This window comes from Marinitoga okinawensis (assembly GCF_055387075.1).
The window spans coordinates 1,950,771-1,974,630 of the sequence record NZ_AP042422.1 but is presented as its reverse complement, the minus strand read 5'-3'; the positions used below and the strand labels follow the sequence as shown (position 1 = coordinate 1,974,630).

19 protein-coding genes and 2 riboswitches are annotated in these 23,860 nt (G+C 26.2%); of the genes, 12 read left to right on the top strand and 7 right to left on the bottom strand.

Annotated elements, in window-relative coordinates:
* The first annotated feature begins 134 nt into the window (after positions 1-134).
* From ACZ5CK_RS09595 to ACZ5CK_RS09580, 4 genes are read left to right on the top strand one after another with little or no spacing between them, the layout of a single operon-like run.
* Positions 135-4,538 carry a beta-alanine-activating enzyme beta-propeller domain-containing protein gene (locus ACZ5CK_RS09595; RefSeq protein ID WP_464581591.1) on the top strand — a complete coding sequence of 1,468 codons (4,404 nt, stop codon included), beginning with the start codon at positions 135-137 and terminating at the stop codon, positions 4,536-4,538.
* A 15-nt stretch (positions 4,539-4,553) separates the two neighbouring features.
* Positions 4,554-6,305, top strand: coding sequence for a hypothetical protein (locus tag ACZ5CK_RS09590; RefSeq protein ID WP_464581590.1), 1,752 nt, complete (start codon positions 4,554-4,556; stop codon positions 6,303-6,305).
* Positions 6,306-6,315: 10 nt separating this feature from the next.
* Positions 6,316-7,938, top strand: coding sequence for a hypothetical protein (locus tag ACZ5CK_RS09585; protein WP_464581589.1), 1,623 nt, complete (start codon positions 6,316-6,318; stop codon positions 7,936-7,938).
* Between the two features lie 10 nt (positions 7,939-7,948).
* Entirely contained in the window at positions 7,949-8,296 is a 348-nt protein-coding gene (locus ACZ5CK_RS09580) for a hypothetical protein (RefSeq protein ID WP_464581588.1), read from the top strand.
* Between the two features lie 43 nt (positions 8,297-8,339).
* Here the strand turns inward: ACZ5CK_RS09580 and ACZ5CK_RS09575 are convergent, their stop codons facing one another.
* The 7 genes from ACZ5CK_RS09575 to lepA form a co-directional block, all read right to left on the bottom strand.
* The gene (locus tag ACZ5CK_RS09575; protein ID WP_464581587.1) at positions 8,340-9,635 is read right to left on the bottom strand and encodes a hypothetical protein; all 1,296 of its coding nucleotides are present in this window, start codon (positions 9,633-9,635) and stop codon (positions 8,340-8,342) included.
* 161 nt (positions 9,636-9,796) lie between these two features.
* Positions 9,797-10,066 (bottom strand): rod-binding protein, encoded by a 270-nt coding sequence (locus tag ACZ5CK_RS09570; RefSeq protein ID WP_464581586.1) that lies wholly within the window; start codon positions 10,064-10,066, stop codon positions 9,797-9,799.
* The gene (locus ACZ5CK_RS09565) at positions 10,067-11,053 is read right to left on the bottom strand and encodes a flagellar basal body P-ring protein FlgI (protein ID WP_464581585.1); all 987 of its coding nucleotides are present in this window, start codon (positions 11,051-11,053) and stop codon (positions 10,067-10,069) included.
* Positions 11,054-11,065: 12 nt separating this feature from the next.
* Positions 11,066-11,677, bottom strand: coding sequence for a flagellar basal body L-ring protein FlgH (locus ACZ5CK_RS09560; RefSeq protein WP_464581584.1), 612 nt, complete (start codon positions 11,675-11,677; stop codon positions 11,066-11,068).
* Positions 11,677-12,606 carry a flagellar basal body P-ring formation chaperone FlgA gene (flgA, locus tag ACZ5CK_RS09555; RefSeq protein ID WP_464581583.1) on the bottom strand — a complete coding sequence of 310 codons (930 nt, stop codon included), beginning with the start codon at positions 12,604-12,606 and terminating at the stop codon, positions 11,677-11,679. The genes ACZ5CK_RS09560 and flgA overlap by 1 nt, the downstream gene beginning before the upstream one ends.
* An 83-nt stretch (positions 12,607-12,689) precedes the next feature.
* On the bottom strand, positions 12,690-14,267 hold the full coding sequence (locus ACZ5CK_RS09550; protein ID WP_464581582.1) for an Rqc2 family fibronectin-binding protein: 1,578 nt from the start codon (positions 14,265-14,267) through the stop codon (positions 12,690-12,692).
* 12 nt (positions 14,268-14,279) lie between these two features.
* The gene (gene lepA, locus ACZ5CK_RS09545) at positions 14,280-16,100 is read right to left on the bottom strand and encodes a translation elongation factor 4 (RefSeq protein ID WP_464581581.1); all 1,821 of its coding nucleotides are present in this window, start codon (positions 16,098-16,100) and stop codon (positions 14,280-14,282) included.
* Between the two features lie 118 nt (positions 16,101-16,218).
* Between lepA and ACZ5CK_RS09540 the strand changes: the two genes are divergently transcribed.
* The 8 genes from ACZ5CK_RS09540 to ACZ5CK_RS09505 all read left to right on the top strand — a co-directional run bounded on the left by ACZ5CK_RS09540 (position 16,219) and on the right by ACZ5CK_RS09505 (position 23,830).
* Positions 16,219-17,886, top strand: a complete 1,668-nt coding sequence (locus ACZ5CK_RS09540) for an AAA family ATPase (RefSeq protein WP_464581580.1) — start codon at positions 16,219-16,221, stop codon at positions 17,884-17,886.
* A gap of 14 nt (positions 17,887-17,900) precedes the next feature.
* A riboswitch (cobalamin riboswitch) is annotated at positions 17,901-18,064 on the top strand.
* Between the two features lie 48 nt (positions 18,065-18,112).
* The gene (cobU, locus tag ACZ5CK_RS09535; RefSeq protein WP_464582989.1) at positions 18,113-18,667 is read left to right on the top strand and encodes a bifunctional adenosylcobinamide kinase/adenosylcobinamide-phosphate guanylyltransferase; all 555 of its coding nucleotides are present in this window, start codon (positions 18,113-18,115) and stop codon (positions 18,665-18,667) included.
* Between the two features lie 4 nt (positions 18,668-18,671).
* Positions 18,672-19,385: an adenosylcobinamide-GDP ribazoletransferase gene (cobS, locus tag ACZ5CK_RS09530; protein WP_464581579.1), complete on the top strand. Its 714-nt coding sequence runs from the start codon at positions 18,672-18,674 to the stop codon at positions 19,383-19,385.
* Positions 19,382-19,888, top strand: coding sequence for a histidine phosphatase family protein (locus ACZ5CK_RS09525; RefSeq protein WP_464581578.1), 507 nt, complete (start codon positions 19,382-19,384; stop codon positions 19,886-19,888). The genes cobS and ACZ5CK_RS09525 overlap by 4 nt, the downstream gene beginning before the upstream one ends.
* A complete protein-coding gene (locus ACZ5CK_RS09520) occupies positions 19,885-20,607 on the top strand; it encodes an AIR synthase related protein (protein ID WP_464582988.1) in 723 nt (240 codons plus the stop codon). Before ACZ5CK_RS09525 ends, ACZ5CK_RS09520 begins: the two co-directional genes overlap by 4 nt.
* 5 nt (positions 20,608-20,612) lie before the next feature.
* Positions 20,613-20,784, top strand: a riboswitch (cobalamin riboswitch).
* A gap of 54 nt (positions 20,785-20,838) precedes the next feature.
* A complete protein-coding gene (locus ACZ5CK_RS09515; protein WP_464581577.1) occupies positions 20,839-21,861 on the top strand; it encodes an ATP-grasp domain-containing protein in 1,023 nt (340 codons plus the stop codon).
* Positions 21,854-22,690, top strand: coding sequence for a succinate--CoA ligase subunit alpha (locus ACZ5CK_RS09510; protein ID WP_464581576.1), 837 nt, complete (start codon positions 21,854-21,856; stop codon positions 22,688-22,690). The genes ACZ5CK_RS09515 and ACZ5CK_RS09510 overlap by 8 nt, the downstream gene beginning before the upstream one ends.
* Before the next feature lie 9 nt (positions 22,691-22,699).
* Complete coding sequence (locus tag ACZ5CK_RS09505) at positions 22,700-23,830, top strand: aspartate-alanine antiporter-like transporter (protein ID WP_464581575.1); 1,131 nt, start codon at positions 22,700-22,702, stop codon at positions 23,828-23,830.
* The last annotated feature ends 30 nt before the right edge of the window (positions 23,831-23,860 follow it).

Genomic DNA, 23,860 nt, shown 5'->3' with positions numbered 1-23,860 from the left:
TTTTTTTGAAAAATTAGACGATTTTAATATAGAATAAATTTCAAATTTTTAGACTAAATAATTGAAAGTTACTTTAAAATTATGTTTTTTTTTGTTATAATAAATATGTATATTAATTATTCAGGGGGTGTGGTATGTATAAAAAAAATTATATATATTTACTTTTGTTAATATTACTATCTCTTTTTATTTTTAATAGTTGTTCGTTACTAAATTTTTCAAAAAAAGATGAAGTTAATATTAATACTTCTACTAAGATTTCTTCGAATGAAAAAACTGCTTCTAAAACTGCTTTAGAGAATGAAGTAAAAATTATTTATACAAAAGATTTTAATTTAAATAAAATTAATACAGACAAAAAAAGAGTGGATGATTTTTTTATTTATAATAACACTCTTTATTTTCATGATTTAGATACTTTATATATTTATTCATTTAAAGATCAAAAGATGATTTTTTCAAAGAAATTTGATTCAACTATATTTACTCCATTTTTGATTGATTATAATAATAATTTAGTTTTTTCTAATGGTACCAAATTATATGTTTACGATTTATTAGGAAAAGAAATATATTCAAAAGATTTTTTTGAAAATATATATTCTATAGCCTCTTTACCTTCAGGTGATTTGTATTTAGTTACTGATGTTGGTACTTTGTATAGATTTAAAAATTTTAATATAATATGGAGAAAAAAATTAAATTCTACAATAACTTCTAATTTGATTATTTCATATGACAAAAAAATATATTTTGGTGATGGAAATGGTAATATATATTGCTTCGATTCTCTTGGAAATAATTTATGGATTGCAAAAATTAGCGGAAGTGCCATTGGTGATTTTGCAACTGATTTATCAGGAAATATATATGTTATAAGTAGCAATCATATATTATATTCATTTGATGAAAAAGGTAATAAATTATGGAGTAAAGAATATAATAATGTTGAAAAAATGTTTAATGTGCTAATTGATAATAAAAATGATATTTATATGGCTACTAATAAAAATATTGTAAAATATGACAAATCAGGGAAAGAACTTTTAAATTTAGAAATTAATGGAATAAACAGTGATATTTTATTAGTAAATAATAAAATTCTTTTTTCTACAGACGATAAAAAATTAAATATCTTGGATATATCTTCTAAAAAAATAGAAAAATATAATATGAGTTTTAATTCAGAAAAATTTTTATTTTATGATAATAAAAGATTATTTTTCATATCAAGTAAAGGCGAAATATATTATTTAGAAGTGGGAATGCCTTTTGATTATTTAGTATGGACTTATAGTAGAGGTTTTTTAAATAGAAGATATTTAAATTTACCTCCTAAAAATATTGAAATAGTATATCCTGAAAACGATTCAACAGTTGTGATTGATAATAGTTTTACCATTTCTTGGAAAGCAATAGATCCGAATGAAGATCAATTAAGTTTTGATATATATTATAGTCAGAAAAATAATGATCAAATGATTCCGTTAATACAGAATTTAAAAGAAAACAAGTATGAGGTTAATTCATTAAAGGGAAATAGTGAATATTATATAAAAATAATAGCTAACGATGGATATTTTAAAACATCAAGTAATATTTATAAATTTAAGTTGTATTATAGACCTCAAAAAGCTATAGCTGTATACCCATCTAATAATGCTACAAATGTAGAAATAAGTCTAAAACTTATGTGGAATTCAAAAGATAAAGATAGTAAGGGTATTTCATATAATCTATATTTTGGAAAAGATAAAAAAGAATTAAAGATTATAGACAAAAATATTAAAAATAATTATTATAATATCACTCAAAAGCTAAAACCTGGAGAAAAATATTATTGGAAAATAGAATCAATAGATTCTGAAAATAATACTAATGTTAGTGACATTTATGAATTTACCACATCTCATGCTCCAGCAACACCAATATTAAATCTTAAAGATATGGAAATAACATATGATTCTACAATTTCTTGGGAATCTACAGATGTTGATAAGGATAAATTATTATATGATATATATTTAGGTGAAAGTAAAGACAATATAAAATTAATTAAAGAGAATTATGAAAAAAATTATATAGTTTTATCTAATAATTTAAAACCAGGATCAGAATATTATATAAAAATAGTAGCAAAAGATGATAAAGGTAATTATTCTAAGGAAGGAATTTATAAATTAAAAACACGATTTTCTCCTATAATAACTTGGAAATATAAATTGGATTATAAAATTGAAGGAAGTCCTGTAATAGATTCTAAAGGAAATATAATAATTGGTGATAATGGCGGTAATTTATATAAATTTAATTCAAAAGGTTTATTAATATGGAAAATAAAAATAGGAGATAAAGTTTGGTCTAATCCTACAATAAGAAAGGATTTAGTATATGTTGGAAATAATAATGGATATTTATATGTAATTAATGAAAATGGAGAAATTGTTTGGAAATTTAAAACTGGTGATATAATATCTTCATCTCCTACTATTGATATAGATGGAACTATTTATGTAGGTAGTTGGGATGGATATTTATATGCAATAAATCCAGATGGAACATTGAAATGGAAGTTTAAGACAAATAATTCTATTAGCGGTAGTGTAGTAATGGGAAGAGATAGAACTATTTATGTAGGTAGTTGGGATGGATACTTATATGCAATAAATCCAGATGGAACACTGAAATGGAAGTTTAAAACAGAAAATAGAATATCTCGAACACCTGCTTTAAGTAAAGACGAAAATATTTATATAGGTTCTGAAGATGGTTATCTTTACGCTTTAACTTATGAAGGAAAGTTAAAATGGAAGTTTAAGACGGAAAATTATATTAGATCATCACCGATTATAGATAGTGATAATACAGTCTATGTAGGTAGCTGGGATTATTATTTGTATGCAATAAATCCAGATGGAACACTGAAATGGAAGTTTAAAGCTGATTATATTGTTTCCTCGACTCCTCTTGTCGGAAACAAAAAAAATATCTATTTTGCAAGTTATGATCATTATGTTTATTGCCTCAATAGCAAAGGATATTTAGAATGGAAAAAAGATATTAAAGATATAGTTAACTCCAATTTGTTATTAACAAATAATTCATTGATTTTCTCTGATATAGATGGGACATTATATTCTATGAATGTTGAAGATTTAAATTTAGATGAATTTGCACAATGGCCAAGATTTAAAAAGAATAATTTTAATGATGGAAGATTAAAAGTAATAAAAAATTCATTACCTTTAGGACCAGGGAATCCTTATCCTGAAGATGGACAGGTAGATGTTTCATTATATACAACATTATCCTGGCAAGCTTATGATATGGATGGAGATACAATATACTATGATTTATATTTTGGAGAGAATCCAGATAAATTAAATTTAATTTCAAGAGATAGTACAATTTCAATATATAAACCAGAAAAATTATTAAAACCAAAAACTACTTACTATTGGAAAGTTGTCGTTACAGATTCAAGAAATGGAAAAAAAGAAGGGAAATTATGGAAATTTAAAACAATCAATCCATATGGAAAAATAAAATGGAATTTTAAAACTAAAGGTTGGATAGAAAGTGTTCCACTTGTTGTTAATGATTCAATTTATTTTGGTAGCTATGATAAATATTTCTATTGTTTAAGCTTAAAAGGAGAATTAAAATGGAAAGTTCCTGTTGAATCAGAAATAATAGGTTCCGCCAATATTGATAAAAATGGAAATTTATATTTTGGAGATAATTCTGGAAATGTGTATTCTATTAGTAAAGAAGGAAAGTTAAATTGGAAAAATAAAGTTACTTATAAAATTGTTTCTACACCACTGGTAATCGATGATAAAATATACATTGGTGGATATGATGGAAATTTATATGCATTGTCTTCTAAAGATGGAAAAATTGAATGGAAATTTAAGACAGGAGATTACATTGCAGGAATACCAGCTTATTACGATAAGAATATAATATTTGCAAGTGGAGATTCATATGTTTATTCTATTACTCAAGATGGAAAGCTGGAATGGAAAATTAGAACAAGTAGTTCTATAAAATCTTCGCCTTCAATAGATAAAAAAGGTAATATATACATTGGAAGTGATGATAACTATATGTATAAAATATCTGATAAAGGTATTATTATATGGAAATTTAAAACAAATAGTTCAATTCAAACAAAAGTAAGTATTGATGATAAAGGGAATATTTGTTTTGGAAGTTTAGATAATTATTTCTATATTTTGAATGAAAATGGTGAATTGATTTATAAGTTAAAAACAGAAGGTGGAATAATATCGACCCCTACGTTTGATGATAGAGGGAATATTTATTTTGCAAGTTTAGATGCAAATGTTTATGCAATAACTAAAGATTATAAAATTGATTGGATATTTAGTAGCAATTATGGAATTTCATCAAGTCCTGTTATAAAAGATGGAATTCTATATATTGGAAGTAAAGATGGATACTTATATGCTTTAAAAATAGAAGGGAGTAATGTGCCATCAAATTATATAGTAAAGGATTATTTTAATAAATAAAAAGGGGGTTATTAGATGAAAAAAGTATATTTAGCGGTATTATTGATTTTTATAATGATTGTATTAAGTAGTTGTGGCCCATTAGCTTTTTTAAACCCATTTGGTGGGAAAAAGGGCTCTGAGCCGGTTAAAAATATGTCCGGGGCAGAAAAGTTTTGGAATGATCAAAAGATATTTGTAGATAATTCAACAGAAAATATATTAAAAGTTTCTGTTGTACCTGGATTAGAAGGTAAGAAAAAATTAACAATATATGATGACTCAGTATCAAAAGAAGCTGCTCAGATCGATATTCCATCAGTATTTACAGTTTTTTCAATAGATTATGCATTAAGGATAAAACCAGATTATTATTATTTAATAGGTAATTTTGCAATTTCTATTGGGAAAAGCAGTGGAAGAATCTGGAAAATAGTACTTTTAGAAAATGCTTCAAAAAATCCAAAATTGAAAATTCCAGATGCAGAGGCAGAAACTGAAAATTTAAAAATTAATGTTTTAACAACTAGAAATGAAAAATTTCCAGGTTCATGGCAACCTGTTCAAATGGATTCTACAGGCTGGCTATATTTTATAAATACTGAAAATAAAGGATTATATGCATTTGATTATGAACAAAGTGAATATTACAGATTAGCAGATCCTGTAGGAAATACATTAAAAGGATTTAATATAAATGATTATTATATGATAGTAAATAATTTAATAGTATATAGTGCGAATAATAAGGTTTATGTTGGAAAACTTGGAACTACTAAAGTACTGGATAGTGGTGAAAAAGTTAAAGAAATAAAAGATGTAAGAGAGCTATATAATTTAAGCGATAAATCATCGTATCCAATTTCTTTATCAAAATCTGGATATTTAGCTTATCTCGATAACACAGAAAATATTTCAAGACTTAAATATATTAATTTAAATAATTCATCAGAAAAAGATTTTACAGAATTAAAATTATTCACATCTGATGGGATTCAAATTTCAAACACATCTGAAGTAACTTTAGGTGGAACGCTATTATTGCAGAAAAGCGATGTTAGCATAAATATTCCTTCAATAGATAGTGTTATATATAGCAAAAATAAAACATATATTTTATTTTCAGAATTAAGAATTAAATATAATGTGAAAATTATATTGGATTATAAAGTTCAGATACCTTTAGAAGATCAAAATGAAGTTAAATATTATGCTGTTTTAGTAATACCAAATGATGCAGATAATAATCCAGATTTCGATGAAAAAGAATTATATTTATTTGAGAAATCAGATAATGAAAAACAAAACGTAAAGAAAATTTTGAATAAATATTATTTTGCCTTAGTTCCAGTGGATTCAACAAAAACATTAGAAGATGGAGCATATATTAAGAGATTCGATTTAAGTTCATCTTCGGAATATTCAATAGAATTTAAAAAAGTTCAAGAAAATCAAGTAAAAGATGCTGCCGATATTAATCTTGTTATTAAAGGAAATAAAATGAAAACAAAATTAATGGCACCAGTTAATTTAGATTTTGAAAAATTAAAAAATATTGGTGTAAAAAATAATATTCCATATAAAATAAAATCAGTAACTTCTAAATTTACTGATGATTTTGGAATTTATATGTATTTTGAAGGAAAAGATATAAAGGATAACCCTCTTTATGGCATTATAGATTTATCAAATATAAACAATGAAAAGATGGTAATGATTAGATTGTTATCTTCCTCAGATGAAGAATCGTTGAAAAGAGAAGCTGTTCAAGCTATAATCAGAAAGTGAGGTGAGCATTATGAAAATGGTAAAATTACTAAGTGTTATATTATTAGTAATGCTTTTTTTAGCAGGATGTGTAACCACTGAGAAAAAAGGAGAAATAATAACACCGCATTTTATAGATAAACCAGTTCAGAAAACTACTGTTAATTTTGAAGATAATCATTTATACGTAAGTTATGATGCAAATGGTAATCAGGTCGTATCGGGTTTAATAACTATTGACAGTAAAAATAATCTTTCTTATTTAAGAGTAAGTTCATTAGAAAAAACATTATGGTATACAGATATATTAGATAAATTCGATGAGCATTTTATCAATACTGTGCTTTCTGATAAAATAGATGGAAATGTATATGTCAATGGAAACTTTAAATTTGGAGACAATGTTAGAACGGTATTATTATATCCTGAAGGAAAAGATTTACCTCAATCAATATCTAAAGAATCATTATTCAATAAATCTGTTGAAGGAAATGGAAAAATATGGTCACCTTTACAATTTGATGGAAATAATTATTTATTCGCAATTTCTAATGAAAGTACTAAGCTATTAGTTTTTGATAATAAAGTAAATATAAGCACAGATCCAACAAATTTGGGGATTAAATTAGATAAGGATAATTTATATTTTAAAGTTTTAGAGAATGATAAATTATTGTATAAGATGAAAGATAATGATAAAATAAAACTAAAAATAGTTCATTATTCAGCAACTTCAGGATCAACAGATTCAGAATATACTTTGATTTCAGATATGTCAAACATAAAAGGTCCAGTTGTATTAAATAATAAAAACATTTTATATGCTATAAAAAAGGATAGTATTATAAGTTCTTTAGATATTACAGATGATTTAACTACTTCAAGTAATAAGACATTTAAATTTATTGGAAATAATAGAACGGTTGGAGATTTTGAATTAGTTGGCGAGCCAAATGCTGAAATAGATAATAATGAATCTCATGTTTCTACAATAACTTATGGAGATATTATTGATGGCTATACATATGAAAATTCTACATTTGTTGTATTAAAAGATTTAACATGGGATTCTACCATGGTAGTTAGAGATTTGACACAAGGAGCAACAAATTTAGTTGAAGCAAAATATAATATACCATTAGTTGTTTTAGAATTTCCATATGACAATACTCAAAATAAAACATTAATAGGAGATAACGAAGTAAAAATCCATTATTTAGATGATAATATTATTAATGAGAATTCTAAAATTTTTATTTCACCAGAAAATTATATTATTGTAAAGAATGAGGATAATAGTTTATATAAAATGGATTTAAGATCAAGTATTCCTTCGGATTTTATTGTCCCATACAAATCAGGAAATCTCTCTTATAATATAAAGTTCCCATATTTGCAATCATATAAACTAAATGTTGTTAATTTAACTACAAATAGATTAAGTTCTTTAAATAGTATAAATAGTATAGATTTTTATGATAATTATGGGAGATTTGCATATATTACATATAATACAGATAAATTAGCAATATATGATATATTAAAAGATAACTTATATTTATATAAAACAGGAACCAGCGATTTATTAAATAAAAATATGAGTATTGAGGAATTTACTCAAGTATTTGAAGAAATTATCAGGAATTCAAAGTGAGGTGTGAAATATGAAAAAAATAAAATTATTAATTCCATTTTTTGTATTGATTTTGTTCTTAACCTCCTGTGCTAATTTTGATATTAATAGTTTAATGCAATCAAAGGTTAAAGTAACTATTACCAATGATGTTTATTATAATGATGCAACTACGACTTCGGCTAATATATCAATTTATAAAGATAATGAAAAGATTGCTGAAGTAAAAACTCTTGGGAGTGGAAAAAGATCAGATGAAATCCAATTAGATAAAGGGACATATACTTTTAAAGTATTTATTGATGATAACAATAACGATGAAAAAAATATAGAAGTAAAAGAGAATATGGACATCAAAGTATCTGATATATTGAATTAAAAATAAAAATAACGGAGGATTTTTCCTCCGTTATTTTATTAATTTATTTCATTACAAAATGGAATTCTATCATATTTTTACCTTCTGGAGATTTAGTATATACAGAAGTAGCTAATCCTCCAAATTCTCCATCTAAACCTTCAACCCCCAAATAATCCTTTAAAAAGTTTATTAAAGGTTTTAAATCAAAGAATATTAAACCGATATTTGATTCAGGAACTTTTGATTTTAATTCTGTATATAATTTATTTTGAGATAACTTAATAGCTTTTTTATCATATTCATTTATTTTATTTTTATCAACATTCGAAATATACAATATATCTGAATCTTTCCATAAATAAAATGAAATAGTGTTATCTTTTACAGTATGTGTAACTTTTATATAATTCGAACCTAATTTTTCTATTGATGCATCTGATGGAATAAGTTTTTCTATTTCATCAAAAGAACTTTTTGTATTTATCATTATTTTTAATGCCATATCAGCAGACATATCTCCGGTTTCATCATCCATTTTTAAATTGATTAATGATGTTTCTTCGGCCCAATTTGACTCATTTAAAATATTATTTATTAAATTTTCTGGCAAAGTAATTCCGAAGGAACTAAAATTAATAGATAAATCTTTAGGTAAATAATTTGTTCTCGAAAAAAGTAATCCATAAAAATCTGAATTATCAACATTTACATGGGTTGGAGTTATTTTACTATTAGTAAATAAATCAAAAGTGCTATATAAATATCCATCTTTTACATTTGAAAATCCATAACCTTTTAAAGAACTTGTATCTATTTCCTCATATATTCCGGTATCATTAAACCTTTTTTGAGGTGCAAATTTTAATTGAGAATTTTCATAAGCTTTTTTATTTGTGGTTATTATCAAATAATCCTGTAAATCACTTTTCCTTACAATATAATCAAAACTCATTCCTGCATCATCTGGCATCAAAGCATTAATAACTTTGCTGAAAATATCCACATATTTATTTCCATCATCAACAGGACCTAATACAATACCAAAATCATATTCATTATCTGTTGGTTCAATAATAAATAAACCAACATTTTTTTCTAGTGCAGCATATACTTCATCACTATCCATTTCTAATGATTGAATATATGCATCAATCATTCCAGAAATAAGACTTTCAGCATAAGTAGGATCATCTAAAATTTTTCCAAAAACAGGAACAGTTTTTAAATCTTCATATACAGTTTTTGCGTTATTCATTACAATAACAGCTTTAGAATTTTGAGGAATTACATCATAGATATCTGCAAAAGCTGTTAATGTAAATATAAGAATAAATAGAAAAAATATAACTTTTTTCATAGTCCACCTCCAATAATATTTTCATTATAATTATATCATATATAAGTAAAAATATATTATTTTAATAAAACAAACGAACGTTCGATTTAATTATACATTTTTTAATTTATATTGTCAATATAAAAACAGAGCCATATTAGGCTCTGTTAATTAAATATAAATTAAGGTTTTTGATAAGCTTTAATGATATCATTAATTAGTGGTTTCATATTATTTTTTGCTATTTTTATTGAATATTGATCAATTAACATATCTTTAAACCATTTTTCAGTATTTGATTTTGGCAATAAATCACTTTCAAAAGCATTGGAATTATACATATCTTTAAATACTTTTGAGAAGACAGATCCAACTAATTCAGCAGCCACATCTTCTTTTTTTAAATTATTGTAATTTTTAGGTATTCCAGATAAAGAAACTGCTGAAATCATCTACATCACCACCAAATCTGCATATAAATATCCAGCTGCAGATAAGTTTTGGATTATTGCTATAACATCCTGAGGAGTAGCACCAGCAGCTTTTAATGCGTTCACTAAATTGTATATTGTAGCATCACTATCCCCGACTTTTCCATTGTTGACAGATATTACAAAATTACCATAATTAAGCGTAAAATCAGCGACTTTAACATTTCCACCAAAGACAATTGTTCCAGTTTTTTCATTAACAACAATTTTTGCTCTAGAATCAGGATCAACTTCTACTTCTTCAATTAAAGCTAAAAATGAAATTAAATCGTCAGAAAATACATCTGGTATTGCAATTTTTATTGATGATGGGTTTACAGCTTTTGCTAGCTTTTGACCAAACTGTTTATTTATAGATAACGCTGTTCTTGCGGCAGTTGTAACATCAGGATTTCTTAATAGTACAGTTACAGTATTGTTGGAAATTATAGATGTTGGAATTTCATTTTCAACAATGGCTCCTTGAGGAATAACGCCTGTGACTTTATTTCTTTTCTGTAAGTTTGCAGTTCCACTAACCTCTACACCACCAGTTAAAACACTTCCCTGAGCTATAGCATAAACTTGATTATCTGCTCCATACAATGGTGTTTGAATTAAAAATCCACCTTCAAGACTTTTTGAATCACCGGCAGCTGTTACTACAACATCTAACTTCATACCTTCTTTATAAAATGCTGGAATATCGGCAAATACAAACACAACTGCGGAATTTTTTGTAGTAAATGTATTCTGTAAACTTATATTCAAATTTTTCATCATATTGTTTAATAATTCAGAAGTAACTTTACCAGAATCGCCTGTTCCGTTTAAACCCGTAACAACACCTATTCCGAAAAGTTGATTATCTCTAGCTCCTCTAAAATATGCAATATCCTTAAGTCTTACAGTAGAAAATGTAGTTATGGTAATTAAAATTAAAAATATTGATAAAAATCCTTTTTTCACATCAATCACTCCTTAAAAGAATAAATTTGATATTCCAGACAATAACCAGGCAAGCCATGTTTTATTGTTTGGGTCTTTTTGAAGATCGGTATCACCTTGATACCAGATTTTAGCTTCTGCTAAATTTTTTGAATCTATTACACCATCTTTAATATTTGAAGGATCAGCATATCCTTCTATTATCATTATTTTTTTCTGTGAGTCCACCTTAAATTCCTTTTCCCCATGAATTTTTACAATTCCATTTTTTGAAACTGATATTACTTTAGCAGATACATAAAGATTTACGTTAGCTTTGCTTTGAGAGGAAGATTTTTTGTTTGATACTTTAATATTTTCTGGTTTATTTGCGCCTAATGGAAAGAATTTCATAAGATCAATATTTCCAACAGTATTAAAAATAGCACCAACAGTTCCCATAACTCCTGAAAAAGGATCTGGGTTATTATCAGACAAACTTAAAGAAGGATTTTCTGAGACCGCAACTGTTATAATGTCTCCGATAGAATAATTTTTTTCAGGATTGGAAAATAAATTTTTAGTATTAGCTTTTTTCCAAAGTGAATCACTAAAAGAGACAGTGATTATTAATAAAATACTAATAAAAATCGAAATCCTTTTCATTACAAATTACCTCCTATATTTATTATTATTTTAGGTCCAGAATATAACTTTCCATTGATTAATACACCAGTTTTTTCATTTCTTGCCATTACAATATCACCTATAATAGCATCATTTAAAATTCTTACCCAGGATAATATTTTCACTCCATCATAATATACTTCAATAGGTATTATCTGCCCAGCTTTAACATCAGGAATTTTTTTTACAGAGTTTTCAAAAATAATTTCACCTTTTCTAATAGTTCTATTCGCCATAAATTTTATTAAATTTGATTCTTTTGTTTTTAAAGGTTTCATGGTAAGTGAAAATATATCTATTTTTCTTTTTTCTATTAAATTAGTATTTAAAACAGTTTTATATGATATATTTTCTTTTGAAAAATATACATAATCATAATTAGAAACTAAAGCTTTAAATGAAATATATTTTCTTATATTTTTTTCATCCAGAACTAGAAAATTACCATAAATATTATTCATACTTCTTCTATAATCCATATCTAATATGGTAGAAACAAGAGTATCCTTCATATATTTACTAATCTCAAAATCATTTATAGTTGCATTTGGAGTAGATTCTAAAAAATCCTTTTCAAAAAAATTTTCTAAAAGTTTTTCTGTATTAGATTTGTTTTCAGTATTTGATTTGTCAATATTTGGCAAATAATAGATTGTAATAATTGTAGAATCAAAGCTAATATTTGATATATCTGTAGATGATAAGATTAAATTTTTAAGTGTAGAAGCATCATATGTAATTGAATCATTTGAAAAAAAGGCTAAAGTTCTATCGTTTTTTATATCAGGAAAAATATCTTTTAAAGAAAAAACTTTGTCATATGATGTAATAGATGCTGGAATAGTTATATTTGAAAACAAATAAATATTAAGAGTAATTATAAGAATAATAAATAAAGTTTTTTTCATACGATCACCACACTTATTGAGCTATTTAATTTTTCGCTTTAATAATGGTAAAATCCTTAAAACAATAAGCCCTTTTTTAGGGCTTATTGTTTTGGTTCAACATATAAAGTTTTAAAATTATTATAATGTACCATACCTGGTTTTGCGCCTTTGGGTTTCCATACGTGTTTTTTTTGTGTATAATCAACAGAAACCTTTGAAGAATATCTACCTTTAGAGTATTTCGCAGCCAAAGATGCAGCAAACATCAGAACGTCTTCAGGAACTTCCTGTTTATTTGTCTTAATAATAACATGGGCACCAGGAATCCCCTGAGCATGCATCCAAATATCCTCTCTATCCGCTTCCCTTGTAATCTTATCATTTTGTATATTATTTTTCCCTACTAAGATTCTAAACCCTTTATAATTAAACTCATATGGTTTTGACCCTTTTCTCTTCATTTTCTTTTTTGATGATTTTTCTGTGATTAATCTTTCATCAACCATTTCTTCTTTTATTTCTTGTAAAGTCTCAATGTCTTCTGCTAAGTCTATGCTTTGCCAAAGTTGATATAAATAATTAATCATATCTTGGGTTATTTTTATTCTCTTTTTTAAATGTTGTTCTTTTGACTTTAGTTTGTGAACTTTTTTGAATATACTTTGTAAATTTTCATTTGGAGTTTTTAGAGGGTTTAGTTTTATTTTTACCTTTTCTCCAGTATCCCAGTCTTCTACAATTATTGAATCAGTTTTTTCTTTAAATTGATAAAGATACGCCTGTAATAAGCGACCCTGTTTTTCTAATTCTGGTATTTTTTCAATATCTTTTTCTTCTGATTTTAGTTTTTTATACAATTTCTCATATTTTTCAATTTCTTTAATAACAACCTTTTCGAGTTTTCTTTTTAATTCTGTAAATCTTGAATTAATGCTTCTCAATTGAAAAAGATTTAATAATCCTTCAGAGGGAGATTTAAATTCTTCATAATCATAATTTATTGGTTTAAAAGCTATTATTTCTTTTTTCCCTTCATATTCGAATGTATATACATTTGAATTATCAGTAAATTCAGCAATAAAAGTGATAAAATCAAATTTCTCAATATATTCTAAAAAAAGTTTTTTACTAATTTTAGAAAAACCCATTAATTGTTGGTTTAAATCAAAATCAAGATTATCGTGTTCTAAAATATTAATGTAGTCAGTATTATAAAAAGGAAAATATTCAGCACCAGGCATAATACTTCTTTGTGGAGTTATCCCTTTTTTCAATGCATCAAGTATTCTATTGTTTTCATCAATTAATAAAATATTAGAATTTCTTCCCATTAATTCAAAATATAATTTGTAATTTCTTAATTCAAAAGTTTCATCTATTACAGATAAATCTATATATCCTAATCTATCAAGACCTAATTGTTCAATTTTATTGATCTTTGCATTTTTAATTCTTTTTCTGAGAAACATAGAAAAATTTTGAGGTGAATCAGGCATATTTGGTTTAGTATCTAAAGAAATTAGATAAGAAGGATTTTTTAATACAAAAAGTAAAAATCCATTTTGTAGCTGTAATAAAACTTCATCGTTTACAGGTTGATAAATGTTTCTAATTTTCTGTCCTTCAAATTTTTTAGCTTCTCTTATTAATTTATTTAAAAGCAATCCATCAATAGGCATAATTTTCCTCCATTATTTTTCATCTTCATTTATTTTTAAAATAGCTAAAAAGGCATTTTGTGGAATAGTAACACTGCCTATTTGTCTCATTTTCTTTTTGCCTTCTTTTTGTTTTTCAAGTAATTTCATTTTTCTTGTAATATCACCACCATAACATTTAGCAAGAACATCTTTTCTATATGCTTTAATAGTTGATCTTGCGATAATTCTTCCATCACCCTTTGCTTGAATTGGTATTTCGAATTGATGTTTTGGTATTAAATCCTTTAATTTTTCTACCATCTTTTTAGATACTTCAAATATTTTACTCCTATGAACAATAAAAGAAAGTGCCTCAACAGGTTCCCTATTAACCAATATAGTTACTTTTAGCAAATCAGATTTTCTGTAACCTATTAATTCATAATCCATTGAAGCATAACCTCTACTAATGGCTTTCATTCTATCAAAAAAGTCAAATATTATTTCTCCAAGAGGAACTTCAAAATGCATAACAACCCTATTTTTACCAGCATTTGATACAGAAACAAATTCTCCTCTTTTTTCATTTTGAACAACACCCATTAAGCCGCCCATATAGTCAGTAGGTGTAATTATATCCAGTTTGACATAGGGTTCATAAACTTCTTCTAATAAATCTTGATCAGGAAATTGGGTGGGGTCATGTATTTCCTTTTCTTCACCATTTTTTAATTTTACTTTATATACAACATTTGGAGCTGTTAGAATTATAGCAAGTTCAAACTCTCTTTCGATTCTTTCTCTAACAACATCCATATGTAATAATCCAAGAAAACCACATCTAAAACCAAATCCTAATGCGGGAGAATGTTCTGGTGTAAAAGTTAAAGCAGCATCGTTAAGTTTTAGCTTTTCAAGTGCTTTTCTCAATTCTTCATAATAATCTGGAACGCCAGGATATATACCAGCATATACCATAGGTTTAACTTCTTTGTATCCTGGTAATGGTTCATCAACAGGATCAGTTGCGCTAGTTACAGTATCACCAACACGAGCCAATTCAACATCTTTAATACCAGCAATAATATATCCTACTTCACCAGCAGATAATGATTCAGTTTTTTGCATTTCTGGATGGAATATACCAACTTCTACAACTTCATATGTTTCTTTATTCGACATTGTCATTATTTTATCTCCAGGTTTGACAGTTCCACCAAATAGTCTTGTATATATAATTACTCCTCTATACTTATCATATTTAGCATCAAAAATTAAAGCTTTAAGTTTATCTTCATTTGTGCCTTTTGAAGTTGGAGCAGGAATTCTTTTTATAATTTCTTCTAATAAATCTTCAACTCCCTCACCAGTTTTACCAGAAATTTTTAAGGCATCATCGGCAGGTATACCAACTAAATCTTCAATTTCAGCTAGGGTTTCTTCAACATTTGCATTAGGTAGATCAATTTTATTTACAGCAGGTATTATTTCTAAATCATTCTCTATTGCTAAATATGTATTTGCTACAGTTTGAGCTTCAACCCCTTGTGATGCATCAACAAGTAATACAGCACCTTCACATGCTGCTAAACTTCTTGAAACTTCATATGTAAAATCAACATGTCCTGGTGTATCTATAATATTTATTTCATATGTATTACCATCTTTTGCATCATATAATATTTTAACGGGTTGAGATTTAATAGTAATGCCTCTTTCTTGTTCAATATCCATCATATCAAGATATTGATCATGCATTTTTCTTTTTTCGACACTTTTTGTTAATTCTAATATTCTGTCAACAAGTGTAGTTTTTCCATGGTCTATATGTGCAATAATACTTATATTTCTTATCAATTCTGGATTATACATTTTTGCACCTCCAAATTCTTTTTTTCTTATTATATCAAACTTTTCTTTAAAAAGTATGACAAAATTATAAGAAAAATAGAGTTTAATGTATGATATAATTAAGCTGGAGGTGGAAACGATGAAAAAATTGAAACGATTACCAATAGGACGAAGTGACTTTAAAAGCATAATAGAAGATAATATGTATTATATAGATAAAAGTATGCTGATAAAAGAAATAATAGAAAGTGGAGATGTAATATTAATAACCAGACCAAGAAGGTTTGGAAAAACATTAAATATGAGTATGATGAAATATTTTTTTAGAAATGATCAGGATAATAAACATTTATTTGAAGGACTAAAAATATGGAAAGAAAAAGAGATAATAGAAAAATATTTAAATAAATATCCTGTTATATATTTGACTTTTAAAGATTTAAAACAAAGAAATTATGAAGATATGATAAAAGCAATAAAATATGCAATAACAGATTTATATAGAAAACACAAAGAATCAATGGAAGTATTAGAGGAATTTGAAAAAGAAGATTATATAGAAATAGCAAAAGGTATTGCAGATAATGTAAAATATGAAAATAGTTTAAAAAATCTATCAGAATATCTCTACCGATATTACAAACAAAAAGTAATATTATTAATAGACGAATATGACACGCCAATACAGCAATCATATTTAAATGGATATTATAATGAATTTATAAATTTCATGGGAAATATATTAGGAAATGCATTAAAAGACAATGAGTATTTAGAAAAAGGAGTATTAACAGGAATAACAAGAGTAGCAAAAGAAAGTATATTTACAGGTGTAAATAATCTTGATGTATCAACAATACTAGGAAAACTATTCAATGATAAATTTGGATTAACATGGGAAGAAGTAGAAGAAACATTAAAATATTATGGATTAGAATATGAAAAAGAAAAAGTAATAGAATGGTATAATGGATATAATTTTGGAGGATTAGAAATATACAATCCATATTCAATAATAAACCTGGCAAGAAATAAAGGTGAAATAAAATATTATTGGATAAACAGCAGTGGAAATGAATTAATAAAACAATTAATAAGACAAAGTACAGCAGAAGTAAAAACAAAAATAGAAGAATTAATAGAAGGAAAAACAATAGAAAGCAGTATGGATGAAAATTTAGTATATGGCGACTTAGATAAAAGTACAGAAGAAAGCATATGGACATTATTTCTATTTACAGGATACCTAACCTGGGTAGAACATGTAGGAGAAGAAGGGGAACCAAGATATAGTCTTAGAATAACAAACAAAGAAACATTACAATTCTTCAAAAAAACAGTAGTGACAATAATAAAGGAAACAAAAATAGAACTTGAAAGTATAATACAGGATATAATATTGGGAAAATACAAAGAATTTGGAATAAAATTCAAAAAAATAGTAAAAGAAACATTGAGTTATTTTGATGTAAGTGGCGAAGAACCAGAAAGGTTTTATCATGGATTAATACTTGGAATGGTAGTAGGACTAAGTAAAAAATACATAGTAAAAAGCAATAGAGAGGCAGGGTATGGAAGAGCAGATGTAATATTAATACCCAAAGAAAAAACAGAACCAGGAATAATATTTGAATTCAAAAAATATAGTATAGATTTTGATAAAGATTTAAAAGAAAGTGCAGAAAAGGGAATAAAACAAATAGAAGAAAAAGGATATGAAGAAGAAATAAAAAGTTATGGGATGGAAAGAATAATAAAAGTTGCTATTGCTTTTGATAAGAAAGATGTTGAGATTATAGTGAAATAAATTATTTTAAAAGTTAATATTTTCAGGGTTAAGGTGTAAAGGAAGATGGTGAAAGTCCATCACGGCCCCGCCACCGTAACTGGGAACGAAACCAACAAAATGCCACTGGGAAACTGGGAAGGCGTTGGGAGTAGATAGATCCAGAAGTCGGGAGACCTACCTTAATTCTAAGTTAATCCCATTCGCGCGGGCGAAATGGGATGAAAATTAATTTAAAGGAGGAAAAATTATGATAGTTTTAGTTACAGGGGGTGTAAGAAGCGGTAAAAGCATATTTGCACAGGAATATATAAATAAAATAGGTAATGAAATAACCTATATAGCAACAGCGATACCTTTTGATGAGGGTATGAAATATAGAATAAAAAAACACAGAGATTCTAGACCTAAAGAATGGAAAACTATAGAAATGTATAAGTCATTTGAAAAATTAGAATCTAATACAGATTTTTTAAGCAGTGATTCAATTTTATTTGAATGTATGACACTGATGGTATCCAATCTATTATTAGAAGAAAATATAGAAAATGCAGATTATGAAAAAATAGATATTATTGAAAGAAAAATATTTTTTGAAGTAGAGAAAATTATAGAAATAATAAAAAAATATAATAAGAATTTAATTGTAGTTACCAATGAAGTTGGGATGGGCATTGTACCATCATATAAACTTGGTAATATTTTTAGAGATATTGCAGGAAGAATAAACCAGTATTTAGCTAAAGAATCTGATGAAGTATATATAACCATATCGGGTATCCCTTTAAAATTAAAGGGATGATAATATGAAAGGTATAATTTTAATATTAAATTTTTTTACCAGAATACCGATATATACTGAATATAATGAAGAAGATTTTTCTAAAGGAATGTATTTTTTACCATTAATTGGATTAATTATAGGTTTTTTAATGTATATATGTTCATATATTCCTATTGATAAACCTATATATGTATTACTAAGTTGGATATTATATATTTGGATTACAGGTGGGCTTCATTTAGATGGTGTAGCTGATTCGTTTGATGGAATATTTAGTAATAGAAGTAAAGAAGAAATATTAAAAATAATGAAAGATAGTAGAATAGGTGCTTTTGGCGTAATAGGTTTGACTATTTTAATATTAACAAATTTAGTTTTTAGTTATTATATAAACTACGTATATATTTTAATTATGCCAGTAATAGGAAGAAGTTCGGCATTATTGGCAGCATCAATATCCACATATGCAAGAAATAATGGGATGGGATATGTATTTATAACTCATTCAAATATAAGAAAATTTTTTATATCCTTCTTAATAGTATTACCTATATCAGTATTATTTAATATATTTATATTATTGCCAATAATAATAACATATATATTCGTTATATTTTTAACTAAAAAAATAAGTAAAAAAATAGGTGGTATGACTGGTGATACCATAGGTTTAATAATTGAATTATCACAAACCATATTTTTAATAACAATATATATTTTAAGAGGTATGTTATGAAATTGATAATTGTAAGACATGTTGAAACAGAAGCAAATATAAATAAAAAATTTAGTGGTTGGAGTAATTATAATATTACACAAAATGGACTTAATCAAATTAATGAATTAAAAAGAAAACTGAAAAACAAATATGTAGATTATATTATTACTAGTCCATTATATAGAGCATATTATACAGCATTAGAAATATCAAAAGTTGTAAATATAGAAATTATTATTGATGAAAGAATAAAAGAAATAAATTTTGGTATTTTTGATGGCAAAACAATAGAAGAAATTAAAGAAAAATATTATAAAGAATATCTATCGTGGATGGAGAATTATAAAAAATATTGTTTTCCAAATGGTGAATGTTATTCTTCTTTTTTTAAAAGAATAGATGAATTTTTAAATGATTTAGATAAAACAAAAAAATATATTATAGTTACACATGGTGGCGTAATTAATTATATAACTAAAAAACGTATAAATTTAGGGGATTATATGGAGGTGGAAATATAATTATAAAAAAAATAAGGGATTTAACAATTGTTGATATAGAGGATAAAGAATTAGTAATATCTTGTGATTCTTCTGGTGCAATTGGAAATAAAGATATGGATGTAGTAAAAATTTCGCCAGATATTGTTGGATATTTTGGAGCACATGTTGCATTATGTGAAAACATTGCATATGGTGCAACACCTATTACTATTGTAAATACATTATCAGTTGAAATGAATAATACAGGAAAAGAAATAATAAAAGGAATAAAAAAGGCAGCGAAATTAATAGATATAGATACGGAAAATGTAATTACAGGAAGTACAGAAGAAAATTTTCCAACAATACAAACTGGAATAGGTATTACGGTCATAGGTATTAAAGAAAAAAACATCAACTTTAAAACAGAAAAAGAAAATATTGCAATATTAGTTGGATTGCCTAAAGTTGGTGAAGAGGTGCTAAATAGTAATGATATTCTCACATTAGATATATTAAAGCGTTTAAGAGATAACAATTATATACACGAAATAGTACCTATAGGTTCAAAAGGTATTCTTTATGAAATTAATGAAATTTCTAAGTTATGGGATTTAGAATTTAAATTACTTAATTATAATGTTGATCTATATAAAAGTGCTGGACCAGCAACATGTGCAGTAATAACTTTAAAAGAAGAAAATTTGAAAAATTTAAATATTGATATACCATTAATTAAATTAGGAAAATTTAATTAAAAAATAATACCTCCAGGATTGAAGGTAAATAATTAAAAGGGAAGATGGTGAAAATCCATCGCGGCCCCGCCACCGTAACTGGGGACGAAACCAACAAAATGCCACTGGGAAACTGGGAAGGCGTTGGGAGTAGATAGATCCAGAAGCCGGGAGACCTGCCTTTAGTCCTAAGGTATTCCCATTCGCGCGGGCGAAATGGGGAAATTTTTATATATATTGGAGGTGTATGGTATGAAGATTTATGAATTTGTGGGTAAAAAACTTTTAAGGGACTATGGGATAATGGTTCCAGAATCCTATTTGGTAAAGAAAGAACCTTCTGAAATTAAGTTTTTACCAGTAGTGCTGAAATCACAGGTTTTAGTAGGAGGTAGAATGAAAGCTGGTGGGGTATTATTCGTCCATGAAGAATGTGAATTTAAAAGTAAAGTAAAGGAGTTGTTATTTAAAGAAATTAAAGGTGAAAAACCGTATGGAGTATTAGTGGAGAAAATGATACCTATACGAAAGGAATATTATATTTCTTTAGTGTTAGATAGGGAAGAAAAAGATATTGTTATATTATTTTCAGAAAAAGGTGGAATAGACATAGAGAATAATAAAGATAGTATTATAAAAACAAATTTTGATGATCTTGAAGGAAAAATTCCAGAAAAAATATCAAAAATATTGCCAAAATTAAGAAAACTATTTAGAGAAAAGGATTTAACATTATTAGAAATAAATCCCTTAGTTGAAAACATAAATGGAGAATTATATGCACTTGATATAGTAATGCATTTAGATGATAATGCGATATTTAGACAGAATTGGGTAAAGGAGTTTGTTGAAGAGAAATTTCTATTTCATTTTGTAAAATTAGATGGTGACATTGGAATAATTGGATGTGGTGCAGGTATAGTTATGGCTACTATGGATGCTGTGAAATTATTGGGTGGAGAACCTGCAAATTTTCTTGATTTAGGTGGTGGAGCCGAAAGAGACATAACAATAGAAGCATTAAATCTTTTAAAAGGATATGGTATAAATCGTATAATATTAAATATTTTTGGTGGAATAACGAAATGTGATGAAATAGCCTCAGGATTAGTAGAATTCAAAAATAAAAATTCAGAAATACAATTATATGCTAGATTAACAGGAACAAATGAAGAGGAAGCTAAAAAAATATTAAAAGAAAATAATATAGGATATTATGATGATATGTATTCAATGATTTCAGATGCTGTAAGGATGGTGAGAATCAATGATTAATGGCAATGAAAGAGTATGTGTTCAAGGAATTACAGGGAAATACGGTAAATTACATACAGAAAAAATGCTAAAATATGGAACTAAAATTTTGTGCGGGGTTTCGAAAAATAAAAATATAAAAAATATAAATGGAGTAGAAGTTTTAAATAATATGAATGATGCAGTAGAAAAATATAATGTAGATACTTCAATAGTTTTTGTTCCTGCGCCATTTGCTAAAGATGCTGTTTTTGAAGCGATAAATGCTGGAATAAAGAAAATTATAATTATTACAGAACATATTCCTCAGCAAGATATGTTGGATGTATATAGAATATCTAAAGATAATGATGTAATGTTAATAGGACCAAATTGTCCAGGAGTAATATTACCAGGTGTATCAAAAATTGGAATAATGCCAGAAAATGCGTTTAAACCTGGAGATATTGCGGTTATTTCAAGAAGTGGAACATTAATGTATGAAATATCAAATTATTTGTCGAAATATTCAACAGGAATAAAAGTGGGTATAGGACTTGGTGGTGATCCTATTATTGGTACATCAGTTGCAGAAGTATTTGATTATATAATAGAAGAAGATATAAAAAAGGTGGTAATTATAGGTGAAGTTGGTGGTAATGAAGAAATTAAAGGTATTGAATATGCACTAAAAAAAGGATATAATGGAGATATAAAAGTATTTTTTGCAGGAAGAACGGTACCAAAAGGTAAGAGAATGGGACATGCTGGTGCTATTATAGAGGGATTTGAAGGCAGTATAGAATATAAAGAGATAAAGTTGAAAGAACTTGGAGTTAAGGTAATAAAACAAATTCCAGATTTAGTATAGGAGGTTAATATGAAAAATCCATATTTATTATTATTTCTATCAATATTTTTTGGAATTTTGTTAGGTAAAATAAAAATTAAAAACTTCAAATTAGGTAGTTCTGGAGCATTATTTAGTGGTTTAATAATAGGCTGGTATTCAACCAGCCTTTTCAATGAACAAACAATTGTTAAATTGAATAGCGAATTTCAGCAATTTTTTTTATTTTCTCTAATACTATTTATATCCTCAATAGGCTTAATAGCATCAAAGGATTTGGATAAGATTATAAAAAAATATGGAATAAAGTTTTTAATTATGGCATTTTTTATTACTTTTACCGGATTTATAACAACATATATATTTTCCAGATTTGGTAATAAATATGAATTTGTTGGTATATATTCTGGAGCTTTAACCAGCTCTCCTGGATTAGCAACGGCATTAGAAACAGCACCAAATCATGAAAAAGAAATAATATCTGGATATACCTTTGGATATATTCCAGGAGTTTTAGCTGTAATTCTTTCTATGTATATATTTCCATATATATTTAAAATAAATATAAAAAATGAAAAGAAGACATTAATGGAAGAAATGCATTTTGTAGAAGATAAAGAAGAAAAATTTGATTTTTTAGCATATTCTTTAGTAATAATAATTGGAATATTAATAGGTAATTATACATTTGATTTTAATTATATTTCTTTTAAATTAGGAATTACAGGTGGTGTATTATTATCTTCATTATTTTTGGGGAAATTAGGAAAAGTATGGATTTTTGATTTTAGAATGAATAAAAAAATATTAAAAACACTTCAAGAATTTGGACTATTAATGTTTTTATCGTCAGTTGGTTTAAAATCAGGATATAATACATTAAATAATTTAAATATTCAAACTTTAAGTTTAATGCTGTATTCCTTTATTATAGCCATAATATCAATAACTTTAGGATTTTTATTTGGCAAATATGTTTTAAAAATTAATTGGATAATATTATCTGGATCTGTATGTGGTGGAATGACAAGTACTCCCGGATTAGGCGCCGCAATGGATGCTAATGCTTCAGAAGAAGTAGCAATAGGCTATGGAGCAACTTACCCGTTTGCGTTACTTGGAATGGTGATATTTAATAAAATTTTGATAATGATAAGATAAACGGTCCCGGAAAGGGACCGTTTTTATTGT